Here is a 22,690-nt window from a genome sequence, read left to right on the forward strand (position 1 = left end):
TTTCTCTAACTTAATTTCTTAATTTAATCCTAAATTACTGCTTTTTTGAGTAAAAAATATAATGATAATCATTTTTATAAAAATGCAGTTTTTCAAAAATTCTTAAATTAATCAATTGAACTTTTATAGAGCTAGAAAGTGAAAGGGGAACTGATTTATTTAAATTGGTCGGATTTGCGGCAAACCAGAGTGACAAAAATATTTGAACGGGGCTAAAAGGCGCGTGGTTAGCCGCTCGTTAAGCCGTTGATCAACTCGAATGCTTCAACGGCACCATTAATAAAGTTTGGTTGAATAGGACGAACCGAGGACAAACGGTCTGTCAAGCAAGAAGATAGTATTGAGGGAAGGTTTTTGACGGAGGATAAGACAGTAATATTTTGCCGCCGCAACCGCACGTCTTGGCGATCATAAAGGCGCATAAAATCCATCACCAGTAATTTGATAATTTCCTATGGGTTTAATAATTCCTCCTTCGGCGAATATTTGATATTGCCCGGTGTTTGAATTTGCGCCACCTGCAAATTTTAAATTCTGAAATTGCAGTTCTCCTTTTGAGCAGGTTATTAATGCTCCTTTCGTAGTGGCGGATGAAGAAGAAGAAAGGGTAAAATCTTCTAAAAGACAGATGCTTACCTCTCCTTCTTGTTTAATCAAGCTAAGTGTCTGGCTACTGGTAATATAACTCGTGTCTATTCCTGAGCCTTTAAAGATTAGTTTCCCACCACTACTTAAAGGGGGTCTAATAATGAGAGGATATTTTAAATCTAGCGTTCCTGAAAAATGAATGTAACAATCGCAAAGTCCTAAATCTAATAAAGCGGCAATATCCGCAGCTTTTTGCAAGGTTTTAAAAGGCGTTTCTTGACTTGCATTATCCAAGTCATCTCCCGAATTTAACACCCAAAAATGTTGGTTACTTTTTAATAATTTTCGCATTGATTCTAATTCTTCTTTTAAGAGATCTAAATTAAGGCTCATCTCTAGTCTAGAGCGAGAAGAGTTATTAAAAATTAAAAACTCCTCTGATAAAAATAACAGGGGTTGAGCAGGAAAATTTTGTGATTGATTGGCAAGCTTAAAACTGCCGCTTCCTCCGGCTTTAATTTTTTGCGCCATTTGAGCCAGTGTTAAGTCAATCTCTGGGAGACAGTATAGTCCTCCCCCGCGCTCTAAATTTTCACGATGATCTATTTTAGTGACCTTAATATTGGGGCTAGAATAATAATAGGTAATAGCAATTTGAATCAGTTTATTTGTAGGAATGTTGGCCATTCCGTTCGCCGCTTCAATTTTGGGAGTGGCGACTTTCCATAAGTTAAACCAATAGTCAGATTGACTTGGGAGTTGTTGGAGTAATTCTGCGCCGCTAAACGTGAGAATTGTTAGGGTTTGAGTAGCGGCTATGGCGATGGGTTCTTGGGGTAGCCGATATATTTTTCCCTCTATTTTCAGATAAATTCTGATTTTGGGCTGATTAAATTTTCCTTGTTTATTTCCTGCGATGGCTAGAGCCGGATAATCATCTCTAATGGTTCCATACCCATTACTATCGCAAGGGTGGCTTAGATGAATTTGTAGCATTTGATTAGACTTTAATGAAATAGAGTTGCTCCAGCTACTGGGGTTAGTTTCTCCGGCTTCGGTGCTAATTAGGGCCCGCACGGCTTCGGCGGCTGTTAATTGATTATTGAGTTTGATTTCTATCCATCCCCCGGCGGCGGTGTTTATCGCGCATATTTGATTAGGGGTATCAGCCGCTAAATTATAGATGAAGTTTTCTATGCCTAATTGCGGGGTGACGTAGTTTTTGGCCAAGACTACGCCATCAAGTCTTGATATTCCCATGCTATCAGGGACAATCCGGCACCTAGAACCTGCGGCTAAAACTGCATCTCCAGCAATGGCGGCTAAACCCGGCACAATGATTCCTAATGGTTTTCGGGCATAAATCCAAGATTTGATGGTTGAACCTAAGAAAATTCGGGCAAAGGTTAGTTGTGCGGCACTAATTTTATAGATAATCTGACAAGCTAGGGCATATCCTCTAGGGATGGCGGCATTTAAAGCAAATAAGTATTCTCCCGCCGTGAAAATGTAGCGTCCTACGTCGGGAAAATTTTCGTCTAATTCTCCAGTTTCGCGGCGCACTAATCCCAAAATATCAATTAAAATTCCTCCTGATAATGCGGCTGATCAACTGGGATCTTCATCGACTTTGTTATATAAGGCGATTTCATGCCCGATGCCGATTTCTGCTTCGTTGTCTTCTTCAAGTCCGTTGAGTAACCAAATTTTTAAGGGGGTTGATTGGCTACCGTTGGGATTATAAAGGGGGAGTAATGTGATAAGCTGTTACGCATCTAAATTATTAGTCCAGATAAAGAAGGGGGAAAGAGGAAAGGGGAAAGGGGAAAGGATTGAACTTTTGTACCAAAAATAAAGTTATAAAAATTAAATGCGTCTTAGCTTATCAGCCGTGTTTAGTTCGTTAATGTATCTATCGCATCCATCAACGGTTGAGCTAATGTAACAATCCCATCCTCCTGTTTCTATCCAATAGCCGTTTTGTGCGGCTATATCTCCTGTTTTGGCTTCATTGTCAAATTCATAATATTTATCGTTGGCAATTACTTTTTGAATTTGCCCGTAAATGGGGTTAGCGGCTAAGTCTGATATGGTGTTAACTGTTTTGCCGCCTAAATGATGGTCTTCGGTTAATTGTATTATTCCTGTTTTATCCTCTGCAAAAAGTAAAAGGAGATTTATGAAAATTTTTATTGACACGGAATTTATAGAAGACGGACGGACAATAGATTTGGGCGTGTCTGCAAACAGGGATTACAACCAAATAGTTATAGCTGCGCGTTCGCGGACATATAAACAATTAGCGGTGAGTAATCTTACTCAGTATAGCAGGTTTTCAGACACGCCCTACATATTTATTACTACTCCCTCTTTGAGATCAAGATTTTTCTAAAAGCTCAAAAGCATTTAAAAAGGCTCTTGTTTGTCTAGGGAGAGGATTATTTTTGGGATAGCGAACTCCTAAAGCGTAAACTTGTTGCTCAACCAAATAAACTCGCATGACAATTATTTCTTCACCACTCTCGAAGGTTATTTCTCGACCTGGAAATTCTTTGATGGCAATAGCGCGATCATCTTTTAAGGTAAACTCGCTATTTGGAGCCAATTTTTGCACTATGGCTCTAAATAAAACTTCACGATTTTGCAATTGTTCTTGGGTTAGGGACTCAGCATAGGCCACAACATAACGACGATCTTCGGCATTAGAGGCTAGAGTGCGAAAACTCAAGACTCCCAAAGACGTATTTAAGTTGACGGTTTCTTGACTTAAAATGCCCGGAGGCATCCAAAAAGAACTATTTCCCTCCCTAAAAATAACAAATTGCCAAGCATTGGCTTGAGACTGAACGGGAATAACATCACTAGGAGGACGTTGAAATAAAATGCGGTCTTGCGATCGCAAACGTCCCGTTTCAAAAAAGCTACGCACCTCAGCAGTGGCATTTTTCCTCTGTTGAGCGAGAAAATAGATAATCTTGTCATTAGGAAAACTATTACTATGACTAATTGATTCTGCCTGAGTTGGCAAACATTTTAAGCTTTGCAAAGCAATAACTATTATTGCTAGAGATTGAGTCAGAAAAGTTTTGATCATAAACAACTGATGACTAGGCTAAAGAGCATTTATGGCAGTAAGTTAGGAGACATCGAGACAGGAGACACTCGGCGAAAAACTTTTGTCATATTAATAGGTTAGGCAAAAAAGTTTCCCATTCTTAGCTTCGACTGCTATAAATTGTATAAGCCCAAGGATCAAAAATAAAGCATTAAGCCTTTTATCATTCGGAAGTTACTCTCCAATAGTGGAGATGACAAATTCATGAAAATTTGACACTCCCCATCTAATTACTACACTTTGTTTCGTAATATAGATGGGGATTCTTGGTTCACTTTTATATGCTTGCTCTGACAGGATTACTCCAACCAAAGTAGAGGTATCTTCTCCCCCATTAGCCATAGCTAACGATAAAAAACCGGCTCTCCTGTACTTAGGGTGATAAGAAAAAATTATAAATCGTAGGGTGGGTTAGGCGCGGGGATGATTTTGATAAAAAACCGATAATATAGCAGAAGTCAGGAGTCAGAAGTCAGAAGTCTGAAGGGAAAAGCTTATTGCTGGGGGAAGATGCGGCATAGTTTTAGATGAAGGCGTATTATTTCGGACTAATGAAAAAGCCTTTGTTCAAACTAAACGCAAACTATTAAATGATTGTAATTTGTATTGTATTGTCAGTTTGCCAGCAGGAACATTTAAAGCCGCCAGAGGAGCAGTTAAAGCCAATATCCTCTTTTTCAGCAAAGGCAAACCCACCGAAAAAATATGGTATTATGACCTATAAGATGTCAGCGTAACCAAACGCAAACCCTTAAGCTTATCAGATTTTGATGAATTTTTTGAACTTTTACCCAGTCGGGAAGATACCGATAAAAGTTGGACAGTTACCCGCGAGGAAATAGAGTCTAAAAACTTCGACCTCAAAGCCGTTAACCCTAATGCTAAAGCCTCTGAAGATGAAAGCAGACCCAAAGAATTACTAGACTTAATTGAGACAAAAGGTAAAGAAGTCGCGGCGGCTTTATCTCTGTTAAGAAAGTGGGAGTAATTTAAATAGGGATCTTAGTAGTTTAGGAAATGCTATAAACTAAAATATATTGGTAACAGGTGACCTCGAGATAAACTTAAAAAAATCTAAAACTATGCGGACTCAACAAACCTTAGAAATTCGCTGGTTTAATCAAGGGAAACTACCGGCAAATATTCAACAGTGGTTTGATCTTGACTGTCTCGGTAAAAAAAAGCAGAGTTTAGACTCTCCCGAAGAACGAGAAGATGATTATCTTTATTTACCGAATTGTCAGATTTTAAGCTTTAAAAGGCGTGAACAAAATCTAGAAATAAAATTTCGAGTCAATGAATTTATCAACGCTCAAAATAGTGATCCTGCCACGAGTCAAGGAAACATTGAAAGATGGATAAAATTAGAATATAATCAAGATATCCTCAAAAATATTGACAATTTCGATAATTATAAACAGCAGACTTGGATCAAAGTCAAGAAAAAAAGATGGCAGCGTTGTTACAAAAAAGTTAACTTAGAAATTTGCCATCTTCAAATAGCACAAAATTTCTGGTGGACAATGGCGGCTGAAATGAAAGAAAACCCTAGAAATAATCTACAGCACTTTAAACAAGTCATCTCAGAATTTAGTCAGACTTACTCAGGACAGGAATTAACCGCTAAACAATCTTATGCTTATCCTACGTGGCTTCTGGAAAGTTTTACAGGCTGTTTATAAAGTAAATCGGTAAGCTAGAGATTGTTCGGCGGTATTTTCGGCACTTATAAAAGATTTAAGTCGAGTAGGGTGTGTTAGCAGAGCGTAACGCACCTAAAAGTATCGAGCGCAGAGCGTAACGCACCTAAAAATCAAAGGATTCTTAGAGCATTAATTAATATATGTACCCAGATTTAAACTCGAGAATATTACTCTTATCTAGATTCAGAGCCGATATAATATTTAAGTTAGGAACCTCTTGATAACAGTGAGAACAATACCAATAAATTTTACTATTTCGAATATGACGTAAAGTTTTTCCGGAGCAAATAGGGCAGTGACGCATTTTTTAATAGTTTAATATTATTACTTATATAATACTAGGTTATTGGTGCTTACTACATCTTTCTAAAGAGATAAAAATTAGGCAATAGATTGTATAATTTAGCACAATTTGCCTTCTAGTAGAATAGATATGATTAAAATTAATAAAGTTCTCGGATGAGAACCGAAAACCGAGGATAACAACAGACATTTAATCTTGTACTAAACTAGAGGGAGTCCCTCTAGTCTTTTTGAATTAACCTTACAACTTTGTCAACAATCTAGTATTAGTCATTGTCAAAAGTTCTATAACGTGCTTGATCGGCGGCTCGTTGAGCTTTACCAGAAACATCATCGGCGGCTGTTCTAGCATTTTTAGCCGCTCCTTTGAGAGCAGATGCAGCTTCTTGTGCAGAATTTTCGATATTTTCTCGTAGATCTTTAATGCCTTGTCCAGCTTTATCTTGTACATCTCCTGCTATATCAGAAATATCTTTTTTAGGTAGGAGAGGTTTATCATTTCCATGATACACACCGTGTCTTTCTAGATTTTGTCTAGATCCGTTAATGAGTGTTTCAGCTTTTTCGTTAACGCCTGATACATCTTGACGTTGAGGAATATCACTCGGTTGCATCACATCAGCCGGTTTATTTGAGCGAGAAGTGGGTGCATTAGTAGCAAGCACTTTAGAGCTAGTACCACAAGCGGTAAGCACAAATAAGAATAATCCTGCTACAAAAACAGCAATTACTCGATATAAAGAAACAGGTTTTTTGATTTTCATTTTCAAACTCCGTCGATAAACTAAAAGATAATTTAAGGCTGTTTGATCAATTGAGCAGTGCAGATTAACTGGAGAACTGAACAAGTTCCCGACTAGCATTTAGAAGTTTTTGAGCAACACTATTGAGTTTAAATTTTTAACTATCTAAGTTTTGGACTTTCTGCAACTTGCTTGTTTTGACCTTAGCATTAATTATGCTTTTGAAACAATTACTAATAACCAGATTAATCAAGTTTTGTCTGGTTCCCATCCCTCAAAAGTAATAGATAAATTGATGATTTTGCCAGCCTAGTACCGAGTTTTTCAGATTTTCTACGGCTGAGTTAGCGAGGAATTCTCTTAACCTCTTACCGAAGAAATACTTTGAGAAAAGCTACCTATTTCTTAAGTCAGAGCAAAATAAAAATTATTTATCATACAATCATTGGCAGAGTAATTTTAAAAAATTTATCTATATCCTAGTAACTAAACCAAGGTATAGAGATAATAGAAATTCAAAAAAAATCAAATCAAACCTAATTTTAACTTATGAAAGTAGAAGCCAAATTTACCAGCCAAGAAGCGGCTCACAATGCCCAAAATGCCATACAATCAGCCGGATTACCTCTAGAAAAAATCAGTCTTGAAACCCAGTCATTTATCCCTAGAACTGAAATTCGTCAAACCCAAACCCTAAAAAATGCTTCTACTGCGGCAGTGACGGGAGGCGTATTAGGGGGCATGATCGGCTTTTTTTTAAGCTTAGTTAACAGTAATGTTCCTGGTAGTGTGACATTTGTGGCTGATCATTCGGAAAGATTGATGTTTTTGATCACCCTGGCTGGTAGTATCATTGGCGCAGCCGGTTTTGGATTAATAGGTGCAATAACAGGGATTAATGTGCCTAAAAATGTGCCCAATGCTTATAGAGATAAAGCGGCTGATAATTATTTACTTGTGGTTGAAGGGAATGAAGAACAAGTACAGACAGTAACAGAAATTCTCAAACAACAAGGCGGTCAATTGGCTTAAAAAACATTAGTATTTATTATTAATAAAAAGTTTAGCCCGCACAGGCGGGCTTTGCTCATGTAGCTGCACCCCATCGACAAACTCAGGGCAAGCTTTTAAGGTATCAGAGTTTGGGAAAATCAAACAGTGCTAGAGGTTAGGGGGGTTAGGCAATAAATCACAATTTACAGAACTAATTCATCTTAAAATCCGTCTTAAAGCCTCTTTTTCTCCTAATGAATTAGGATTATTGCAGACGTTGACGCAGTAAATCTTTAGCTTTATCAGCAGTAGAACTACTAGCTTGTTTAAGATTTTTGAAAAAATCAGCTAATTCCTGATCCCCTTCTCTTTCAGCATCTTGAATATACTGATCGTAAGTTTCTGCGCCTTGCAGCAAGTGATAGAGTACACTAATCAAATTATAGTGAGGATTTTGTGTTCCTGTATTAGATTGAGACGATGTACTAACTGTCATTTCACACCTCCGTTTATCTTTATTTCACAAAGTACAAAAGTAAAAAATAAACCACTTCGATCTAAAGAAATAGAAATTTATCCAGGAGCCTTAGACAGATTTTGCTTAAATCTAACTTGAGAGAGATGTTAATTGAAGGGATCAATCCTAATTTGAAATTATTATTTAAATATTCAATAAAATATTTTTTGTTCCCTCTGCTCCCTACTGAGATTAAATTTGCATTTCTTTCCCCCAAATACCTAGAGAGGTTGGCGGCAAAACCTCCAAAAGTATCGTTTTATAAAACAGCCCATAAGTGTCACCCGAACAATTAATTATATATTTTCTTTCATCCCGCCTCCTCTGTGCCTCTTGCCTTGATCCTCTTGGCTTGTGCCCTTTCAACTGATCTCTTCCTTTTGGGATAGCCAACAGGCTTTAAACCCTACTGGGCAAAGGATTAAACTCAGGCTAAAGATAGATGTCTAAAGTCTCATTTTTGAGGAAACTTGGGATTAAACTGGGTAAATAGAAATTGAAAGACTTCTTAGCCCAGTTCTCTGCGATATTTCTGAACCCTAAAGCAATTTGAAAGGTAAATTGTTAAATAATATGTTTTCAACTCCATTAAATTTTATGGGATTAGGACTCCCGGATTTTTGGCTGGTACAAGTTCCTGCCGCAGATAACACCAGGGAAACAGCAGAAAATGCAGCCCTAGTGTTTAGCGGTCCCCAATTTTTCTCAGCTTTAATTGCAGGAGTCGTTCTAGCTTTTGCCATACAATTATTGTTAACTAATTTGGGAGTAGCTATAGGAATTTCTAGGGCTGGCGTTAAATCCGATGACTCATACACGCACACCAGCCAGGAAAGTTTTGGCAGTACCATTCGCAAAATCGGTTGGACTCTGGGACTCGGAACTTTAATTAGTGTAACCGTTGCCTTATTTATCGCCTGTTTATTAGCTGTCAAACTCAGTTTATTTACCTCTTCTTGGTCAGGTGCTATCGTCGGTTTAGTCATCTGGGCAACTTATTTTTGTTTGTTAGTTTGGGCCAGTTCTACTACAGTCGGTTCTTTAATTGGTTCAGTCATTAACACCGCTACCTCGAGTTTTCAAGCCTTATGGGGAACAGCCGCATCAGTCATTGGGGCTAAAGCCGTCAATAGACAGGTCGTAGAAACAGCCGAAGCCGCAGCAGCAGCCGTTCGTCGTGAAATCGGATCGGCGATTGATCCAGTCACTTTACGGGAGAATTTAGAAGATTACTTAAGCTCCTTACCGCTTCCGAGTCTAGATTGGCAAAAAATCCGCTCAGATTTTGAAAGTTTACTCAATGACCCCAACTTGCGAGAAGTTTTCAGCACCGACAACGGATTAGAAATTGATCGACAAGCCTTTGTCAATCTCATTAGCGATCGCACGGATTTGTCAAAACGAGATGTTAACCGCCTAGCTGAACAACTCGAAGCCGCTTGGAAAAACACCACTGCCAAGTTTCAAAAAAAAGACCCCTTGGCAGATATCGGAGAATACATTAGAAATGCCACTCGTGAACAACTCTTAGGCCCTGATTTAGGAGATAGAATTGGTTCTCTAGTGGATGAGATGCGGAAACAAAGAAAATCTGACCATCCCAGTCCCCTCGCTCAAACCCTCAGTACCAGTTTAAATACCCTAGTAGGTTTAGTGATGGGACGCACAGACCTCAGCGATATAGATGTAGACAAAATAGTCGGTCAATTTCAACAGCTAAAAGATCAATTTAGCGAACAGAGCGATAAACTTTCCACTAAGGTCGGCTTAAAAGAACCCCCCTCACCCAGTCCGGTACGTTCTGATATCGAAAATTTTCTACTCAATGCTTATCCCTGGCAGTTGCAACCGAGAAATCTCAATCGAGAATTTAGAGATTTACTCTATGATCCCTTAGCCAACCCTGCGCTTATGGCTAGAGAGTTAGAACTAATTACTCGCTCAGATTTTAGCGAATTGTTGCGGCAAAAAGGGTTATTAACCCAAAACAAAATCGAAGAAACCGCTAATATCCTAGAACAAATTCGGCTCGAAGTTTTAGAAGTTGCTTACCAGCAACAAGAACAACAACGCAGACTTGCCCTGTTTAAAGATATAGAGCAATTTTTCTCTCGGACTTCCCCGTCAAGACCTCGTCAATCCTGAAAGACTTCAAGCGGATTTTATCTCGGTTTTAGAAGACCCAGATGCGGATTATGATACCCTCAGTAGTCGTCTAGCCCTCTTAGACCGTCCTACGCTGCAAAGACTCATGCTTCATCAACGCGGAGATCTTACCCCAGAAATAGCGGCTGAGTTGATTCCGGCTTTAGAAGCGGCTCGTGATCGCGTTCTCCAAGAAGCCCACGATTGGCAAGCGGCACTCAAAGTTAAAGGAGAACAGGTAAAATTAAGAATAGAATCCTATCTGCGCGATACGGGCAAAGATGAACTCAATCCCGAAGCTATTGAGCGAGAACTGAAATTATTACTAGAAGACCCTCAAGTGGGCGCGGCGGTATTGAGATCGAGAGTCTCTCGCTTTGATCGAGATACCTTAGTCAAATTACTTTCCACTCGTGAAGACCTCAGCGAACAACAAGTTAATGAGATTCTCGACAACTTAGAAAGAACCTGGAGTCGTCTGGTTCATGCTCCTGGGGAACTAAGCGGCAAACTGCAACAACAGTATACTCAAGTTTCCAGCACCATCGCCGATTATTTACGCAATACCGGCAAAGAAGAACTCAACCCCGAAGGCATTCAGCGAGATTTACGCAGACTTCTCGAAGATCCTAGAGCCGGAGCGAGTGCCATTCGGCAACGACTGGCCATGATGGATAGAGATACTTTAGTCAAATTGCTCTCCCAACGACAAGACCTCAGTGAGCAACAAGTCAACCAAATTATCAATGAAGTACAAAGTGTACTCAAAAGCGTGGTGAATGCTCCTCGCTACTTGGCACGACGTACTCAACACCAAGTACACCGTTTTCAAGATGCCCTCGCCGACTATCTACGCTCTACTGAGCGAGAAGAACTCAATCCGGAAGCCATTCAACGGGATATCCGCTTATTGCTCAATGATCCTCGTTTAGGAATGGAGAGTTTGCAACAACGCCTCTCTGAGTTTGACCAAGATACCCTGGTAGCTTTGCTGTCTCAACGAGAAGATATTAGTGAGCAAGAAGCTAAGGTGATTATCGAGAATATTCTTTCTGTTCGGGAACGCTTTGTACAACAGGTGAGAAACATACAATATAAGATTCAAGATATTATTGACGGGATTTTAAATAGAATTCGAGATTATCTCAATGGATTAAAGCGCCCTGAACTCAATTATGATGGATTGACCCATGATATTCGTCAATTGTTTGACGACCCTAAAGCGGGTTTTGAATCTTTGCGTGATCGCTTCTCACAATTGGATCGCGATACTCTGGTGGCTGTGCTGAGTTCTCGGGAAGATATTTCTCAAGCTGATGCAGAACGGATTATCAGTAATATCGAACGCATCCGCGACCGCATTTTACAAAGAGCAGAACGTATTCAACAACAAGCTCAATTGCGTGTTGAACAAGTTAAAGAACAGGCTCAACGTCAAGTGGAAGAAACCCGAAAAGCGGCAGAGGCGGCTTCTTGGTGGTTATTCTTTACGGCTTTTATTTCTGCCATCGCTTCTGCTACTGCGGGAGCTTTAGGCGTTGTGGATTAATTGCTCTGATGCTAGGGTGGACTGTTCCCACCCTTGGATTTTCTTGAGTAACCATTTTCAAGCCGCATTTGTCACCCCGTCAGATCGGGGTTTTTCGTTGATGGTAATGTTTTAAATTGCATCAAATTTACCTGGTAAATGTACCACTAAGCTAGAATTGTCTTAGCTAGAGCCAGAAATAAATTTAATATGTCCCTATTAACCCGTGAAATATTGGAAGCAGGGCGAATATATAGATCGACTGGTGCGATTGCAACAAAGTTATTACGCCAAGAAATCTATCGAGCGTGGGAAAGGTCCCATCTACAAGGAGCTAACCCTCGCGCTATGCAAGCTGAAAAGCTATCTCCCTTAGAAGTGGAGCGGCTCTTAGAACAGCAAAGCGACTTTATTAAAGTTGTTCGGCCTTATGCACAAATATTATCCCAAGCGGCAGGGAAAGAACATCACGCGGTGATGTTAGCTGATCCCCATGCGGTTTTAATAGATCTATTAGGAGATGAACAAACCGTAGAAAACGAATCATTTCCTCAACCAGGATCATTACTGTCTGAAGGGGTAGCAGGTGCTAATGGTATCGGGACTTCTTTAGCCGAAGAAAATTATAGCGAAATTGTCTCAGCCGAGCATTTTATCGAGGGGTTTCATGATTTTACCTGTCAGGGAATTCCTCTGCGAAACCAAAAGCAAGAAATTCTTGGGGTGCTGAGTATTTCTCTACAATCTCCTGATGCTAGTCATCGATTGAAAGAACTGTTACTCTGTGCCTCAGCCGGTATCGAAGCTGAATTAATTTTAACCAATTTACAAGCCGATTTACGCTCGGTTTTAGTCTCTCATCCCGATGATTACGAGGTATTAGAAAAACTGCGTCAAGATATTGTTCAAGCCCATTATACAGCCCGTTTACGGATGGACCTTAGCTCTCGAATGGTAGCAAGCAACCGTATCGACTACGCGAAACAATTATTACAACAGGCAGAACAATCTATTGAAATATTTCGTCGTCGTGCTAACTTTTGGCGTGAGTTGGCTTCAACAGAAAAAGATCAGCTTAAATCTTTATCTCTTACCGAGACTATCCGTAATTTAGTTGAGGTTTTATCCACTGAAGCGGCCATTCGTAAAGTTCAAGTCATTGCCCCCCCTTTTGAAGATATTATTAAAATCACTGTACTCGAGAAAAGCTTTTTTCGAAAACTACTTCGCTATTTTCTTCATGCTTTTGAAACGGCAGGAGCCGGAGGAGTTGTCAAATTAGAAGTAAAAAGAAAGTTTTATACATCATTTGCACAAGTCAATTTTATCATTATGAGAGGGAGTAATAGTGCCTCTTTAAGTCCTATTTTCTATACTTTAACTCTACCTGTAGAAGAAAAATAACCATGAATAACCAGACTCATTCGCCTAAAGGAAAAGTTTTAATTGCCGATGATGACGAAGATTCTCGCCTACTTCTCAATGTTTTACTAAGTGAAGAAGGATGGCAAGTTTGCGAAGCAAAAGATGGGCAAGAAACCCTCTCAAAAGTGAGTCAGGAATCTCCAGATATCCTGATTTTAGATAACCGAATGCCCGAACTTAGCGGCACAGAAGTTTATCAATATCTGCGACAAAAAAATACGAATTTAGCCATTATCTTAATTACAGCTTACCCAGATTTAGAACAATTAGCCGCTTCTTTAGGCATTACTTATTTTCTGAATAAACCTTTTAATTTTTCAGATTTATTTGACTTAATGAATTTGGCTTATAAATCTCTTAATAAGTAAGGAGTTCACTAATTGATAATTAGTACAAAAACACCCCCGGCTACAGGCCGGAGGATTGTCCAGGAAAAACTCAGGCTCAATAGACCTCTTGCACAAATCATCATTTTTAAAGAAAACGAATAAAGGATCAAGCCTTTCCCCTTTCCCCTTTCCCCTTTTCCCGACTTCTGCAAGAAGTCTAATGTTGAGGTAAAGGTACGCTCTCCTCTAAAAATTGACTCAGCACAGTCTGGAATCTTTCTGGCTGTTCAATTTGAGGAATATGACCACAATCAGATAACACCTCAAGCCGCCCTTCTTTAAGTCGAGATATGGCCATTTTAGCCTGCCGCACTGGCAAAATGCGGTCCTGTTCTCCCCAGATAATTAAGGTGGGTGGGGTTAGACGAGACAACTCATTAAGCATGATTTGATGATCACGCTGTCCGGCCAAGGTGGCTAAGTTTTTCAGGGCCGATACTGTGGCCTCGTTATAGCCAGGGTCTTTTGCCATCCGAGAAATTCCCTCAAACCACTCGGGTTTAGCTCGATTCGGTTTAGCCAAAGTCAGCATACAGAATGCCTTGGCCCAAATTTTTCCACCCATCGGCATTTGTCCCATCAAGTCGATCATTTTGGCGGCTCCTGGCAAGGTTTGTAGCCGCATGATGAGGTTTACTTCTCGCCCAAGTCCTGCACTGTCCACCAATACCAAAGTTTTAACCCGCTCTGGGGTAGCCAGTGCCAAGCGTATTCCCACTAGCCCGCCGAGAGAATTGCCGACAAAGCTTACTTGTTGTAGTCCTAAAGTATCTAAAAAGGCTGTGAGGAAACTGGTATAAAACTCTGAAGAATATTCAACGTTAGGTTTAGCTGAGCCGCCAAAACCTGGAAGACTGGGGGCATAAACTCGATAACTCTTGGCTAAAGCAGGGATCACCCATTTCCAAGAATCGGCACTGTCGCCGACACCATGTAACAGAAGTAAAGGCGGGCCTTCACCTGCTGTTAAATATTCCGTGAGTAAGTTCATTGGCGAACCGGCCAGCATAAGGCTCGGTTGGGCGATCTTTTTTTCCATGTTGACGACTTCCTCCAGTTAATTTACCGATTGCCTATGGCAAGAGAACCTCCTGTTATAACTGTTGGTCTTTCATTTGACTGGGACTGACAACGTTAGTTTGAGGATAGGTTGACCATTGAGTTGAGCCGCTCTTGGTGACGGCTTCAATTTCTTGACTTCGTTTGATACTCAGCTTTTTCTCGAGTTGTTTTGCTTCTTCTGGAGTGCGCTGAGTTCCTTTTACGGGTTGGTCTACTAAACCGTGAGTATCGACGACCTGTTGGTAAGGATTATGTATATATTCCCATTGTTCTCCGGCTTCCCAAGGACCCTGTCCCTCATTCCAAGGGCCTCGTACACTTGAACCATTAGACATATTCATGTAAAGGTGAGTGTAACGTGGATCGCCTTGTAATACCCCTGGTGGGAAATTCGGCTCAATGGTTTCTAATGCGGCAGCAAACATTTTATAGTGTGCTATTTCGCGAGTCATTAAAAAGCCTAGAGTCTCTTTGACGTAGGGATCGTCGGTAAATTGCATGACATATTCATAGACGATCTTAGCCCGTGACTCGGAGGCCAGATCTGAACGTAAATCTACTGTCAGGTCTCCATTAGCATTGACATAAGCCGCCGTCCAAGGTACGCCTTGACTGTTGGTTAGGGTAGGAGTTCCACCCGATAACCCCAAAAACTGAGGATTTGTCATGGCTTCATGGATCATCTGTTCTTTTTGCTGGGTTCCAGAAAGTAAATTAAACAGCATACTATTTTCTGCCGCATTTTTAAGCTCTCCATTGACCCCATCCAGCAACATAGTAATTGTTGCTCCGACAATTTCGAGATGGCTCAATTCTTCGGTAGCAATGTCCATCAGTAAATCATATTTGTCGGGGAAAGGTTTACGAGCGGCAAAGGCTTGAAGAAAATATTGCATAGCGGCCTTAAGTTCTCCATTAGCACCGCCAAATTGTTCTAGAAGTAAACTGGCAAAGCGGGGATCGGGAGCGGAAACCCGAGCATTAAATTCTAATTCTTTTACGTGGTGAAACATCTGAATTTCCAACGAGTTGATTACTCTGTTTCTATTTTCACAAATTAACGAACTGGGTTTGGGTATCCCTCTATCAACAGGGATAGTTTTCAAGCAGGAAGACGACTATTTATTTCTTCCGTTAGCTGGAAGTTAAAAAAAATTTTTCTTCACTAAGAATATTTTTTTATCGCCGTTTTCTGTTGAGTAAAAGACAAAAATTTTTCTAGATTTATTTTAATTTATCAAATTATTGTTCATCAGGTATTAGACAAAAAAAAAGTTACCTAATAGGTAACCAAGCACGGCCATAACCAAAACAATACTCACGCATAGTGCGGCAAAAAATAGGATTAATTTTATTATAAAAAATTTTATAATCTTATTTTTCATCTGCCTAATGTTTTAATTAATATTAATTATAAATGTTGGGGGATATACAAGAGGCGTAAAAAAAGCCGCTCAGGGAGAGCGACAATATTTAATTGCTTAACTTTACTATTTTATTCTGTTACAGCAATTAGGTAGGTTAAGGAGTTAGGTTAATAATATCTTAGTGAATAAAAAAAACTTAAAACTCTATCTTAAGATACAAGAAAATGTTAAATTTAATTAAATAAAAGTTATATAGTGAAAGCCTATAAAAAAAATTGTCGCCCGTGAGGGCAACATATTCTCGACAGGATTTCTCCTTAAAAAAAGGATTATAATTTAACAGAAGAAGCTTCTTTAAAAAGAATAGCTTTTTAATTTTTTTAGTTGCCTCTGTCCTCTGTCTGAATCAATGTTAAATAAATATGTTTTTGTATATACAAAAGAAAAGAAAAAGTCTAAAGTCTTGCTATAAAAAGCGAGGGAAAGACCATATTAATTCCCAAATGACTATCCTCGGCTGTGAAATGTGAACACACCCGCACTAAATCAAAGGTTATTGATGAGATTATTGGGCTTCTAAAAAAGTGCTAATCTCTAACCTTGAAGTGTTTTGACGTTTAACCATTAAGTCCCAGGATTAGAAGTCGTATTTTGAGCTTCAGGACCGGGAGTAGAGGTTTTTTTGGGAGCCGCATTACCTAAAGGAGCAACATCTGAATTAGAGGGTTTCTGGCTGGTAGGCACAGGCGCTTCTTCAGGAGGCAGATTAGGCTTTTTGCTGGAGGGGCCAGCAGGGGGTTCAGTTTGGGTTACATCAGGACTCGGTAGGTTTGAAGGAGATTTTGGCGGCTCAGAAATCGGCTCAGGTTTAATGTTTTGAGGAATGGGAGACTGTTCAACCACTGGGGGTTGTTGCTCTTGTTGGGGTTTAGGAGATTCTTGTACCTGAGTTTCTGGCTTAATATTATTGGGAATAGGAGACTGTTCAACCACTGGGGGTGTGTTTGGCTTTTGATTGTCTCGGTTATTAGAAGGTTGTGTGATGGGGGTTTCAGGTTTTTTATTGGTGGCTTCAGTGGGGGGAACCACAGGCGCTTGAGGAGATGGCACAGCAGCCGGAGCCGGGGTTGTCGGCCTTGTCTGGGGTGCTGGTGCTGTTTGTCTTTGATTATTTTCAGATGGCAGTTCCGGTAAGTTGCGGGTGGGATTAGCAGCCGGTTTAAAGCTTACCGTAATGCGATAGGGTTGGTTGCCTCCTGTGGCGTTGGGAAAACTACGAGCGAGAATATCTCGTTTTGCCTGTTCATTTAAGACAGGATAGCCGGCGCTTTTAATTAAGGTCAAATCCACAACTCTTCCAGAAGCATCTACCACAACCCCATACTCGCTGGTTCCTTCTAAGTTTGTCGCAATAGAGGGAGTATTTCCAGCTAGACTAATGACTTCCGGTTTGAGGGTTTTTTGTCGCACTTGATCGCGACTGAGCCAGCTAACATAATTTTTCAAGGCCTCTTCATCACTGGTATTAGCCCCATCGGGTTGCAGGGAAGCCTGAAGCTCTCTAGCTCGGGCAATTAATTCTTCTCGTAAGCGGCTTTGACGCGCTTCTTCAAGTTGAGGATCAATCACTCTAGGATTATTCAGAGCGGCTGTTTGCTCGGGTTGCTTGACCTCTTCTTCTCGTAGTTTACCTTGATCGATCGGGGACCTTCTTAACTGATCGAGTCCAAAATCATTGCCCGCATCCGGAAAATTCGGTCTAGGAATCTCATCTTTAAAGGGTGATTCCTGGGGTTGTTGGTAAGGTTGAGGGGTACGAAGTTGCTCAGGTGGGGCGGGTAAATTTTGCGGAAGGGGAGGCACTGACGCAATGGGTGGGGAGTAGATATTCATTGGCGGCAGCGAGGAAACAGGCGGCAAAGACGGCGACGAACGCAGTCCTTCTAAGGGAGGTAAGGAAGGTAAAGAGGGAGTTTGAATGGATGAATAGGAATCAATTGAGGGGGGAATCTGGTTTGGATCAATGGTAGGCGTATCTGCTAGAGGGGTATTTTCTACCGAAGGACTAGAAAATTGGGTTAAGTTTGGGGTGGGAGTGGATAGCTTCGGTAAGCGGCTCTGTTCAGCCGGGGTTAACTCAATCAATTTGACATCAGTTAAGTCGGATGCACTTTTATTAGCGGCTGAGAAATAAGGAAAAGCCACTCCTAATACCAAAGCATGAATCCCAACAGAGGCAACAATAGCGGCTGTATTGGAGCTATTGAGCGGCTTGATTATTGGAGACTCAAATATAACTGCGGAAGCCATAATCTTTATAGTAAGTTTGGTTTTGTTATAGCATCAAATTTAGATCTATTGTAGAGGCTAGTGACCAGTTTGTCGGTCACCAACCCCCCTAATTAATCTTTAATTTGTACTGGCATAACCAAATAAGTCATTTTTAGGCCTCCAAGGGGAGTAAAAATCACCGGTTGCTTTTCCTGATTGAGTTGCATCTGAATCTCAGCCGCTCCCAGAGCTTTTAATCCATCCATTAAATACTTGACATTAAAAGCAATTTCTCCGCTTTCTCCACTGATTTGCGCGTCCATAGATTCTCTAGCACTCCCTAAATCTTGAGATTCTACCGATAGAATTAATTGTCCCTTTTCTTCTGCTAGGGTAAATTTTACTAAATTATTTTTTTGATCGGCTAATAAGGCGACTCTCTCGAGAGAACTTAACAATCGTTTACGTTCTAAGGTAGCCGAACGGGAAAATTGATGGGGAATTAATTGCTCATAGTTGGGATAAGCACCTTCTAATTTTCGGCTGGTTAGGCGTTGAGAACCTAACTCAAAAATCACTTGTGCTTCATCAACGTAGAGGGCGACTGCTTCAGTTTCCTTGTGCATAGTCATGATTCGTTCTAATTCCCGTAGGGCTTTAGCCGGAATAGTAATAGCAAAACCTTCTAAATTACTCTCCGGTTGAGGTGTGCTGTCTTCTTCTTCTGTTGTTTGTTGGGTAGGGGTTTGAACCACAGCTAAACGATGTCCATCTGTGGCGGCAAATTCTAAACTATCCTGCAAGCCGGACAAATGAACTCCGGTTAATACTTGTTTAGTTTCGTCGGTACTGGCGGCAAATAAAGACCCTCGTAACCCTTCGGTTAAAGCAGATACGGGTAATCTCACGGGTTCGACATTTTCGATGGTTGGGAGTTCAGGAAAATCATCGGCTTTCATTCCCCTGAGTTGAAAACGCCCAGAAACCGACTCAATAGTCACTTTGGATTGTTCTTCTTCCCCGTCGTCCTCTTCTTCTAGAGTGATGGTGATTTCTCCTTCAGGAAGTCGAGAAACAATATCATTGAGAAGTTTAGCGGCTAAGGTGATACTACCGTCTTCTTCCACATTGGCACTAAAACTGGTACGAATTCCTAAACTAAGGTCAAAGGCCGTTAAGCTGATCAATCCTTTTTCAGTATCAGCAACAAATAACACATTTCCTAAAATCGGATGAGTGGGACGATTGGGTACTGCACTCCTAACCAGTGAGAGGTTAGCATTTAGATCGCTTTGGCTACAAGTAAATTTCATCGGCAAGTAAAGACATTAGTCTACGGCCAGGTCAATTGTATTATTAATGGGGCAAGAGAAATATAAAATTTTGCCTTTTTTTAAAATTACCCGTTTCTTCCTTAACCCTAGCTTGTGGAAAACCTGTGGAAAACTAATTTAACTTTTTAATAAAATTTTTCGATTAACCATTTCCCAATCGCTGAAATAACCATTCTTCTAGGTCATTATCGGTTTTTAACCTACTGCACAAACCTAATGAGAGTTTTCCACAGCTAACCGCTATTGGTAGAGTAGGGGTAGCTAGATTGCCCCTAGAGTTAGTTAGTTGTTCGGTATCCCAATGGGCACAAAATCATAACCATAAGACGAACGATTTCCGGGTTCAACTCGTACTAGCTGAACCGGTTGGTTACGATCCCCGGAGGGTAAAAAGCGAATCTTTGTCCCTGCACCCTCTGCTGAAAAACCCCGAGTGGCTAGGGTTTCTTGTATTCCCTTGCGAGTCGGGTTAACGCTCATGGCCGCGATCAAAGCTTTAGCCGCATCATAACTCATGGCTGTGCGCCAGTTCACATCTGCGCCCCATAATTTGCCAGACTCTAGAGTAAACTTGGCCGCTTTGTGGGCTAAGATCTGCCAGGGCACTGCAATAACCATTCCTTCTGCATTTTTGCCTCCCAGTTGTAAAATTTCTGGTTTATAAGCACTATCTCCGCCTAATAGAGCTAATTGACCTTGATTAACTTGAATAACCCACAGTGCTTGCTTAAGGGTTTCTGTATTCATGGCTAACATTAAAACTTCTGCGCCTTGTTGCTTGGCGATTTTGACGGCTTCTGTTGCATTAAAATTGGCTTCGACGAAATCAATTTCAGCCACGATTTCTCCGCCATCTCCATAGACAGCAGAGGTAAAAACATCTTTGAGGGATTTACTGTAGCTACTTTGGGAGTTAAAAAAAACTGCCGCTTTTTGTTTTTTGAGGGTTTCGAGCATATATTTAGCTAATGCTTCGCCGGCAAAGCGATCACTTGGTACTGTCCTAAAAATATAGGGACCGATTCCTGATATTTCTGTACTGGTGCTAGTGGGAGAAATCATCACTAACCCTTGAGGTTGATAAACTTCTTTAGCGGCGGCAATGGTTGTACTACTGCCAAAATGACCGATAACAGCGATTATTTCTGGCGTTTTAGCCCATTCTTCAGCAAGCTTTTGAGCAATTTCTGAATTATTATCATCGTTAGCTATGAGGACTTTTAAAGGTATGCTTTTGATGCCGCCAGTGGTGTTAATTTCTGCTTGAGCTTGTGCCACTCCTCGCAAGATTTCTTGCGCCGCATTGACATCAGTGCCTATGGGAACCGCTACGGCGACGGTATAGGCTTTTTTATCGCCTATTCTAGCATTATTTAAATAGATGAGGGCTTCAGGGTCATTTTTTTGGCTCTTTAAAGATGTTTCTAAAGATTGAATGGCGATGGGATAATTTTGAGCCGCAAAGGCTGTTGCTGCTGTTTCTTTGTCTGTATTTTTTAGGGTTGGGATTAATAGTTTATCTCCAAAACTGAAGCGGCTAAAAATAGAATTTTCAGAGGGAGATGGTGGTAAAGAACTTGCTCCCGTGTTAGAAGAAGTGATTGACACTGAATTAGGATTGTTTTGATTCAGATTTTTGATCAATATTGGTATGAGCCAGACTAATCCTAGCCCTACCAAACACAGGGTAATTACTAATGCGAGAATTAAAATTAGATTGTCATTTTTTTGAGACATTATTTTAATTCAATCCAGGAAATTTTATCTAGAAAGAAGTTGATAAATCAAACGGAATAATGAGGTTATAGCTACAGCCACTAGGGTCATAAAGCCAGCAATAATTAACACAGTTGGGGTAGGCAAATTATTTCTTAAAAAAGGCAGTGCGACAATTAAAACAGCAGTAATAACAGCAATAATAGGTAAATCTTTTCCTTCAATGATCCGACGGGACTGAAGAAAAATCAGGCCACCCAGTAACATTAACCCTAAAATCATACCACCAGTGGATAATAAGCTATTAAAAGCAATCACTAATAAAGAACCCTCAAAGCCGCTAAAAGCCGCGCCGCCTAAAATTTCTAATAGAGAAAACTGTCTGCGTGGAGTGGGTGAAGGGGTAGGAGGGGGAGAGGGTTGAGGTGAAGGGGGAGTAGGGGGTTGAGGTTGAATAGTGGTGGTTTCAAGTGCTTTGAGGACATCAGAGGCGCTTTGGTAGCGATCTCTGGGAGTAGGTAGCAGCATTCGCTCAAAAACGGCGGCTAACTGCTCGCTAATTTGGGGAACATGAGAGCGCCAATTCCAACAATCGTTGTAGGAATCATATAACTCATGGGCCGGTTTACCGCTCAGTAACATCAAACAAGTCACCGCCAAAGCATATAAATCAGTTGATGGATAAACCTCTGCGCCTTTCATTTGTTCGGGGGGAGCAAATCCCATCGAATAAATTCCTGTCGAACCACTGGGTTGTTGAGTATTAGCAGATGCCGCACCGACAGCTACTTGTTTTACCGCTCCAAAATCGAGTAAATATAATCGCCCCGACAAGCGATCACGCATAATATTTGAGGGTTTAATATCCCGATGAATTGACGGATGGTCAGGATTTTCATGGACAAATTGAAGAACTTTGAGCATTTTTTTGAGGACATAAAGCACCTCTTTTTCCGAAAAAGCTCCTTTTTCTTCTAATTCTTGCTCTAAATTTTTGCCATCAATGTATTCTTGAACGATATAAAAAAACTGTTCCTCTTTGTTTTCTAAACGATTAGGAACAATCAAAGGGAAAAAGGCATATAATTCAGGAATTTGCTCATGTCGTCGTCCCAGGGTATCGAGAACCATTGCTTCTCTTTCAAACAAATCCAGTGCTTTTTTTAAGGCCTGTTCCGATAAGTCGGCTGAAGGTTGAAATTGTTTAACGACACATTGCCGTAGACTGGGAGTGTAGCGATCGCAGGCCAGAAAAGCCGCACCGAAACCGCCTCTTCCGAGTAAGCGAAAAGGCATATAGTGGCCGCCTAAAATGAGTGGCATTCCACAGCTAGTACAATATTTTTGCTGAGTGCTGGTTAAGATAGATTTATCATCGAGTTCAGGAAAAATATTTAGAGGCCGAGGACAACCTGGACGAGTACATAGAATTTCCATGGTTCGATTATTTAGGGCTTAGGGATTCATTGTTGAAAGCCTTCTCCGTTTTGA

20 protein-coding genes are annotated in these 22,690 nt (G+C 40.6%); 7 read left to right on the forward strand and 13 right to left on the reverse strand.

Features of this window, described 5'->3' with window-relative positions; all coding sequences use genetic code 11:
• Positions 1–227: 227 nt before the first annotated feature.
• From CYAN7822_RS37640 to CYAN7822_RS11535, 4 genes are all read right to left on the reverse strand, one after another.
• On the reverse strand, positions 228–431 hold the full coding sequence (locus CYAN7822_RS37640; RefSeq protein WP_157871805.1) for a hypothetical protein: 204 nt from the start codon (positions 429–431) through the stop codon (positions 228–230).
• Positions 409–2,151: a hypothetical protein gene (locus CYAN7822_RS11520; protein WP_013322446.1), complete on the reverse strand. Its 1,743-nt coding sequence runs from the start codon at positions 2,149–2,151 to the stop codon at positions 409–411. The genes CYAN7822_RS37640 and CYAN7822_RS11520 overlap by 23 nt, the downstream gene beginning before the upstream one ends.
• Positions 2,152–2,454: 303 nt before the next feature.
• Complete coding sequence (locus CYAN7822_RS11525; RefSeq protein ID WP_013322447.1) at positions 2,455–2,787, reverse strand: hypothetical protein; 333 nt, start codon at positions 2,785–2,787, stop codon at positions 2,455–2,457.
• 178 nt (positions 2,788–2,965) lie between these two features.
• A complete protein-coding gene (locus tag CYAN7822_RS11535) occupies positions 2,966–3,682 on the reverse strand; it encodes a hypothetical protein (RefSeq protein WP_013322448.1) in 717 nt (238 codons plus the stop codon).
• Positions 3,683–4,199: 517 nt separating this feature from the next.
• On the opposite strand from CYAN7822_RS11535, the gene CYAN7822_RS39420 reads away from it, so the two are divergent.
• Both CYAN7822_RS39420 and CYAN7822_RS11540 read left to right on the forward strand, forming a co-directional pair.
• Positions 4,200–4,427, forward strand: coding sequence for an N-6 DNA methylase (locus CYAN7822_RS39420; protein WP_083786850.1), 228 nt, complete (start codon positions 4,200–4,202; stop codon positions 4,425–4,427).
• 358 nt (positions 4,428–4,785) lie between these two features.
• Entirely contained in the window at positions 4,786–5,385 is a 600-nt protein-coding gene (locus CYAN7822_RS11540) for a hypothetical protein (protein WP_013322449.1), read from the forward strand.
• 154 nt (positions 5,386–5,539) lie between these two features.
• On the opposite strand, the gene CYAN7822_RS37650 is transcribed toward CYAN7822_RS11540, so the two are convergent.
• Together CYAN7822_RS37650 and CYAN7822_RS11545 are read right to left on the reverse strand one after the other, a co-directional pair.
• The gene (locus CYAN7822_RS37650) at positions 5,540–5,710 is read right to left on the reverse strand and encodes a YgiT-type zinc finger protein (protein WP_013322450.1); all 171 of its coding nucleotides are present in this window, start codon (positions 5,708–5,710) and stop codon (positions 5,540–5,542) included.
• Between the two features lie 265 nt (positions 5,711–5,975).
• A complete protein-coding gene (locus tag CYAN7822_RS11545; RefSeq protein ID WP_013322451.1) occupies positions 5,976–6,473 on the reverse strand; it encodes a hypothetical protein in 498 nt (165 codons plus the stop codon).
• A gap of 528 nt (positions 6,474–7,001) precedes the next feature.
• Between CYAN7822_RS11545 and CYAN7822_RS11550 the strand changes: the two genes are divergently transcribed.
• The gene (locus CYAN7822_RS11550) at positions 7,002–7,484 is read left to right on the forward strand and encodes a hypothetical protein (RefSeq protein ID WP_013322452.1); all 483 of its coding nucleotides are present in this window, start codon (positions 7,002–7,004) and stop codon (positions 7,482–7,484) included.
• 226 nt (positions 7,485–7,710) lie between these two features.
• On the opposite strand, the gene CYAN7822_RS11555 is transcribed toward CYAN7822_RS11550, so the two are convergent.
• Entirely contained in the window at positions 7,711–7,941 is a 231-nt protein-coding gene (locus CYAN7822_RS11555; RefSeq protein ID WP_013322453.1) for a hypothetical protein, read from the reverse strand.
• A 618-nt stretch (positions 7,942–8,559) separates the two neighbouring features.
• Between CYAN7822_RS11555 and CYAN7822_RS39020 the strand changes: the two genes are divergently transcribed.
• From CYAN7822_RS39020 to CYAN7822_RS11570, 4 genes are all read left to right on the forward strand, one after another.
• Positions 8,560–10,107 (forward strand): hypothetical protein, encoded by a 1,548-nt coding sequence (locus CYAN7822_RS39020; protein WP_216701574.1) that lies wholly within the window; start codon positions 8,560–8,562, stop codon positions 10,105–10,107.
• 106 nt (positions 10,108–10,213) lie between these two features.
• Positions 10,214–11,656, forward strand: coding sequence for a hypothetical protein (locus tag CYAN7822_RS39025; protein ID WP_216701575.1), 1,443 nt, complete (start codon positions 10,214–10,216; stop codon positions 11,654–11,656).
• Positions 11,657–11,845: 189 nt separating this feature from the next.
• Complete coding sequence (locus CYAN7822_RS11565) at positions 11,846–13,039, forward strand: GAF domain-containing protein (RefSeq protein WP_013322454.1); 1,194 nt, start codon at positions 11,846–11,848, stop codon at positions 13,037–13,039.
• A 2-nt stretch (positions 13,040–13,041) separates the two neighbouring features.
• Positions 13,042–13,428, forward strand: a complete 387-nt coding sequence (locus CYAN7822_RS11570; protein WP_013322455.1) for a response regulator — start codon at positions 13,042–13,044, stop codon at positions 13,426–13,428.
• A gap of 178 nt (positions 13,429–13,606) precedes the next feature.
• Here the strand turns inward: CYAN7822_RS11570 and CYAN7822_RS11575 are convergent, their stop codons facing one another.
• The 6 genes from CYAN7822_RS11575 to CYAN7822_RS11600 all read right to left on the reverse strand — a co-directional run bounded on the left by CYAN7822_RS11575 (position 13,607) and on the right by CYAN7822_RS11600 (position 22,636).
• Positions 13,607–14,488, reverse strand: a complete 882-nt coding sequence (locus tag CYAN7822_RS11575) for an alpha/beta fold hydrolase (RefSeq protein WP_013322456.1) — start codon at positions 14,486–14,488, stop codon at positions 13,607–13,609.
• Positions 14,489–14,543: 55 nt separating this feature from the next.
• A complete protein-coding gene (locus CYAN7822_RS11580) occupies positions 14,544–15,524 on the reverse strand; it encodes a manganese catalase family protein (RefSeq protein ID WP_013322457.1) in 981 nt (326 codons plus the stop codon).
• 978 nt (positions 15,525–16,502) lie between these two features.
• The gene (locus CYAN7822_RS11585; RefSeq protein ID WP_013322458.1) at positions 16,503–18,188 is read right to left on the reverse strand and encodes an energy transducer TonB; all 1,686 of its coding nucleotides are present in this window, start codon (positions 18,186–18,188) and stop codon (positions 16,503–16,505) included.
• A gap of 92 nt (positions 18,189–18,280) precedes the next feature.
• The gene (dnaN, locus tag CYAN7822_RS11590) at positions 18,281–19,462 is read right to left on the reverse strand and encodes a DNA polymerase III subunit beta (protein ID WP_013322459.1); all 1,182 of its coding nucleotides are present in this window, start codon (positions 19,460–19,462) and stop codon (positions 18,281–18,283) included.
• A 303-nt stretch (positions 19,463–19,765) separates the two neighbouring features.
• A complete protein-coding gene (locus CYAN7822_RS11595) occupies positions 19,766–21,220 on the reverse strand; it encodes an ABC transporter substrate-binding protein (RefSeq protein ID WP_013322460.1) in 1,455 nt (484 codons plus the stop codon).
• Between the two features lie 24 nt (positions 21,221–21,244).
• Entirely contained in the window at positions 21,245–22,636 is a 1,392-nt protein-coding gene (locus CYAN7822_RS11600; protein ID WP_013322461.1) for a serine/threonine-protein kinase, read from the reverse strand.
• Positions 22,637–22,690: the final 54 nt, after the last annotated feature.

Origin of the sequence: Gloeothece verrucosa PCC 7822, assembly GCF_000147335.1 — a bacterium.
GTDB classification, from domain to species: domain Bacteria; phylum Cyanobacteriota; class Cyanobacteriia; order Cyanobacteriales; family Microcystaceae; genus Gloeothece; species Gloeothece verrucosa.

Excerpts from the sequence above, each read along its gene's own strand:
- CYAN7822_RS37640 (WP_157871805.1), bottom strand. The coding sequence starts at position 431 with ATGGATTTTATGCGCCTTTATGATCGCCAAGACGTGCGGTTGCGGCGG.
- CYAN7822_RS11535 (WP_013322448.1), bottom strand. The coding sequence starts at position 3,682 with ATGATCAAAACTTTTCTGACTCAATCTCTAGCAATAATAGTTATTGCT.
- CYAN7822_RS11540 (WP_013322449.1), top strand. The coding sequence starts at position 4,786 with ATGCGGACTCAACAAACCTTAGAAATTCGCTGGTTTAATCAAGGGAAA.
- CYAN7822_RS37650 (WP_013322450.1), bottom strand. The coding sequence starts at position 5,710 with ATGCGTCACTGCCCTATTTGCTCCGGAAAAACTTTACGTCATATTCGA.
- CYAN7822_RS11545 (WP_013322451.1), bottom strand. The coding sequence starts at position 6,473 with ATGAAAATCAAAAAACCTGTTTCTTTATATCGAGTAATTGCTGTTTTT.
- CYAN7822_RS11550 (WP_013322452.1), top strand. The coding sequence starts at position 7,002 with ATGAAAGTAGAAGCCAAATTTACCAGCCAAGAAGCGGCTCACAATGCC.
- CYAN7822_RS11555 (WP_013322453.1), bottom strand. The coding sequence starts at position 7,941 with ATGACAGTTAGTACATCGTCTCAATCTAATACAGGAACACAAAATCCT.
- CYAN7822_RS39020 (WP_216701574.1), top strand. The coding sequence starts at position 8,560 with ATGGGATTAGGACTCCCGGATTTTTGGCTGGTACAAGTTCCTGCCGCA.
- CYAN7822_RS39025 (WP_216701575.1), top strand. The coding sequence starts at position 10,214 with ATGCTTCATCAACGCGGAGATCTTACCCCAGAAATAGCGGCTGAGTTG.
- CYAN7822_RS11565 (WP_013322454.1), top strand. The coding sequence starts at position 11,846 with ATGTCCCTATTAACCCGTGAAATATTGGAAGCAGGGCGAATATATAGA.
- CYAN7822_RS11570 (WP_013322455.1), top strand. The coding sequence starts at position 13,042 with ATGAATAACCAGACTCATTCGCCTAAAGGAAAAGTTTTAATTGCCGAT.
- CYAN7822_RS11575 (WP_013322456.1), bottom strand. The coding sequence starts at position 14,488 with ATGGAAAAAAAGATCGCCCAACCGAGCCTTATGCTGGCCGGTTCGCCA.
- CYAN7822_RS11580 (WP_013322457.1), bottom strand. The coding sequence starts at position 15,524 with ATGTTTCACCACGTAAAAGAATTAGAATTTAATGCTCGGGTTTCCGCT.
- CYAN7822_RS11585 (WP_013322458.1), bottom strand. The coding sequence starts at position 18,188 with ATGGCTTCCGCAGTTATATTTGAGTCTCCAATAATCAAGCCGCTCAAT.
- dnaN (WP_013322459.1), bottom strand. The coding sequence starts at position 19,462 with ATGAAATTTACTTGTAGCCAAAGCGATCTAAATGCTAACCTCTCACTG.
- CYAN7822_RS11595 (WP_013322460.1), bottom strand. The coding sequence starts at position 21,220 with ATGTCTCAAAAAAATGACAATCTAATTTTAATTCTCGCATTAGTAATT.
- CYAN7822_RS11600 (WP_013322461.1), bottom strand. The coding sequence starts at position 22,636 with ATGGAAATTCTATGTACTCGTCCAGGTTGTCCTCGGCCTCTAAATATT.